Annotated in this window: 4 protein-coding genes; 1 reads left to right on the forward strand and 3 read right to left on the reverse strand. The window is 49.3% G+C overall.

Annotated features, from left to right (window positions below):
• Nucleotides 1-950, reverse strand: a 950-nt coding sequence (locus WAO31_RS06435) for a GTP-binding protein (protein WP_509591632.1), incomplete at its 3' end; no start/stop codon positions are given.
• 171 nt (nt 951-1,121) lie between these two features.
• Between WAO31_RS06435 and WAO31_RS06440 the strand changes: the two genes are divergently transcribed.
• Nucleotides 1,122-1,520 (forward strand): thiol-disulfide oxidoreductase DCC family protein, encoded by a 399-nt coding sequence (locus tag WAO31_RS06440; RefSeq protein ID WP_509591634.1) that lies wholly within the window; start codon nt 1,122-1,124, stop codon nt 1,518-1,520.
• A gap of 7 nt (nt 1,521-1,527) precedes the next feature.
• Here WAO31_RS06440 and WAO31_RS06445 read toward each other — a convergent pair whose 3' ends face one another.
• A complete protein-coding gene (locus tag WAO31_RS06445) occupies nt 1,528-2,166 on the reverse strand; it encodes a trimeric intracellular cation channel family protein (RefSeq protein WP_509591636.1) in 639 nt (212 codons plus the stop codon).
• 2 nt (nt 2,167-2,168) lie between these two features.
• Nucleotides 2,169-2,890 (reverse strand): hypothetical protein (locus WAO31_RS06450; protein ID WP_509591638.1); only part of this gene is annotated, 722 nt, incomplete at its 5' end.

The following is a 2,890-nucleotide window of genomic DNA, read 5'->3' on the forward strand; positions in this document are numbered from 1 at the left end:
GGGTCGGCCAAGGTTTCACCGATGGTGATTTCCTCAATCCCGGCAACCGCAACAATGTCACCCGGGCCGGCCTCATCGGTTGGAAAACGATCAAGGGCCTTGGTTATTAGTAGCTCCGTGATTTTCACGTTTTGCGTTTCACCGTTTTGTCTAACCCATGCGACCATCTGACCCTTTTTTATGGTTCCGTTGAAAACTCTCAGCAAGGCAAGTCTTCCAAGAAATGGGGATGCGTCCAAGTTGGTGACGTGAGCCTGAAGAGGTGCATCGGCGTCATATTTTGGCGCAGGAATATATTTCAAGATTGCAGCAAAAAGCGGCTCTAAATCTGGATTGTCAGGAAGAGAACCGTTGTCTGGCTTGGTTAGCGATGCCGATCCGGCTCTGCCCGATGCATAAATAATCGGGAGGTTCAAAATTGCGTCCACGTCTAACTCGGGAACGTCGTCAGAAAGATCGCTCGCAAGACCCAAAAGAAGGTCGTGAGTTTCCTCGACCACCTCGTCGATACGCGCGTCCGGGCGGTCAGTCTTGTTTACGAGCAAAATTACTGGAAGGTTTGCCTCCATGGCTTTACGAAGCACGAAACGAGTTTGAGGAAGTGGGCCTTCGCTGGCGTCAACAAGGAGGACAACGCCATCAACCATTGAAAGACCGCGCTCAACCTCACCACCAAAGTCGGCGTGGCCAGGGGTATCAATCACATTGATTGTTATGGTCTTGCCATCGGCTGCTTGACCGGAATAAGCAATCGCGGTGTTCTTGGCAAGGATTGTGATCCCTTTTTCCTTTTCCAAGTCACCGGAGTCCATCAGGCGCTCCCCCATGTTGGAGTGCTCACCGAAGGAGCCGGTCTGTCGAAGCATTGCATCAACCAAAGTGGTTTTTCCGTGGTCTACGTGGGCCACTATTGCAACGTTTCTGAGGTCATCTCTGATTGCCAGAGTCATAAAAAACTTCCTTTAGATTTGCGCGTCAAAGCGCCTTTGATTCAATCGGTGATTGATTGTGCCTGTCTGGAGCCAATGAAATTTGCTTCCCATGAGGCCTAGGTTCAAGTTTAGCTACATAAGCCAAGTGAAGACGGATTAGCCCACATTATTGGGGTTTAGGCTCGTAATGTGAGCGTAAATCAGGTACTTATTTATGACGGCGACTGTAAGTTTTGCCAGCTGAGTCTTGAATTTGGCATTCGTCAGCTCAAGACTTTCCCAAAATACGTAGCCTTTCAAAAAATTGACCCGACTAAATTTGGCCTGACGATTGATCAGGTCAGGACCCAAATCTGGCTGGTAGATCAAGGCTCGGGTTCAACAAAGCCAAAAGGTGGCCACCTCGCTGCCGGTCAGATTTTGACTATGCAGCGAAACCTCTTTTACAAAGCTCTGGGATGGCTAATCAAGACTCCACCGACATCATTCTTGGCCGATGTGGTTTATCGCTGGGTTGCAAAAAATCGGCATCGACTACCGGGCGGATCTAGGCAATGCAAGCTCGAAGACAACTACTTCGAAAATTAGTTTGCAGCTAAACCTTCCAGGTTGGAAGTCGCCAACCAAGAAGAAGTGCGAGCACTCGCAGTGAAATGGTAAACACTGCGGCAACTGCAACCGCGACGAAAGCCTCGGCCCCGATGAGGTTTAGCCCCACAACCACCCAGGCTCCAGTAAATGCAATGACCGAGTAGGGAATGTGATCGCTGAAGGCCTTTGGAATTTCGTTTACTACGACGTCTCGAAGAACGCCTCCAAAGATTGCGGTTAGCACACCCATGATTACGGCAATGATTGCTGGAACTCCAGCGTTTAGCGCGAGTTGAGTTCCACCGGCGGTGAAAGCGCCGAGACCAATTGCATCCGGCCACTGCATCGCCCGAGCAGTTGGTTCAAGGTGTTGGGACCTCATGAACAGAAGAGCAGCTATGCAGATCAAAAGAATTATCCAAACCCAAATTTCATTCTCGACCCAGAAAAAAGGCCTGCGATCCAAGAGAATATCTCTAAGGGTTCCGCCTCCAAAAGCGGCGAGTGCAGACACCATGGCCATACCAACTAGATCAAGTTTTTTTCTGGCGGCTTCGATCAATCCAGACAGAGCAAAAGCTAGTGTTCCGATTACTTCAAATAAAAGGGTTCCATTGAGAAGTAGCCAACTCGCGTCGAGCATTCCTACCTAACGACCTTTACTAGGCGGTAACCCTCGCCCTCGGTGACTAGCTCGTGAGCAAAGTCAATTCCGAAGTTACCAAGAATTACTACGTATCCAGCGTCCGTGATGTCCGACTCCACGAGTGAGTACCCTTCCCCGAGAAGTAGGTCGCGGATGTAAGGTTCGTCGATCCAGAATTTGACCGTGAAGACCTGAGTGCGAACTTGACCAACAACTAATATTTCATCTCCGGGAACATCCTGAAGGTAAGTTCTAGAGTCCCAGCCTGCCTGATCAAAGAACGCGGGAGTTCCGTTTATCGCTATGAGATTGTTTTGAGAAAGCACCAATGAGGAAACCATGAATAAGGGAATAATGATTCGTCCAATAAGTATGTTTCCTTCGTCGGGGGTGAACACCCAATAAAGAATCGCTGCACTTAGGGCAACGGCGATGGCTATAAATAGACCACCGCTAGCGTGTAGGCCTGGCATAGAGGAGGAATCCGCATATTGCTGATTAAAATTCAAAGGATAGAAGATGCTGAAAAACAGTGCAGCCCCGACGATTAATGACCCTTGCGCAATTCTCCACAGAAGCTTGGAGTCAGTAAACCTAGGGAGCAAAAGCCCCATCACTATAAATTGCGGAATTAAGAACTCGTAATAACGAAGAATTAGACGGTCGCTGTGGTCGTCCCCTGCCGCGGTTACGTAGCCCTCGAAAACGGCCACCACTGTGA

Origin of the sequence: Rhodoluna sp., assembly GCF_049276775.1 — a bacterium.
GTDB lineage: Bacteria > Actinomycetota > Actinomycetes > Actinomycetales > Microbacteriaceae > Rhodoluna.

Bases quoted from the DNA above. Each gene is read 5' to 3' on its own strand.
- WAO31_RS06445 (WP_509591636.1), bottom strand. From the start codon at position 2,166: ATGCTCGACGCGAGTTGGCTACTTCTCAATGGAACCCTTTTATTTGAA.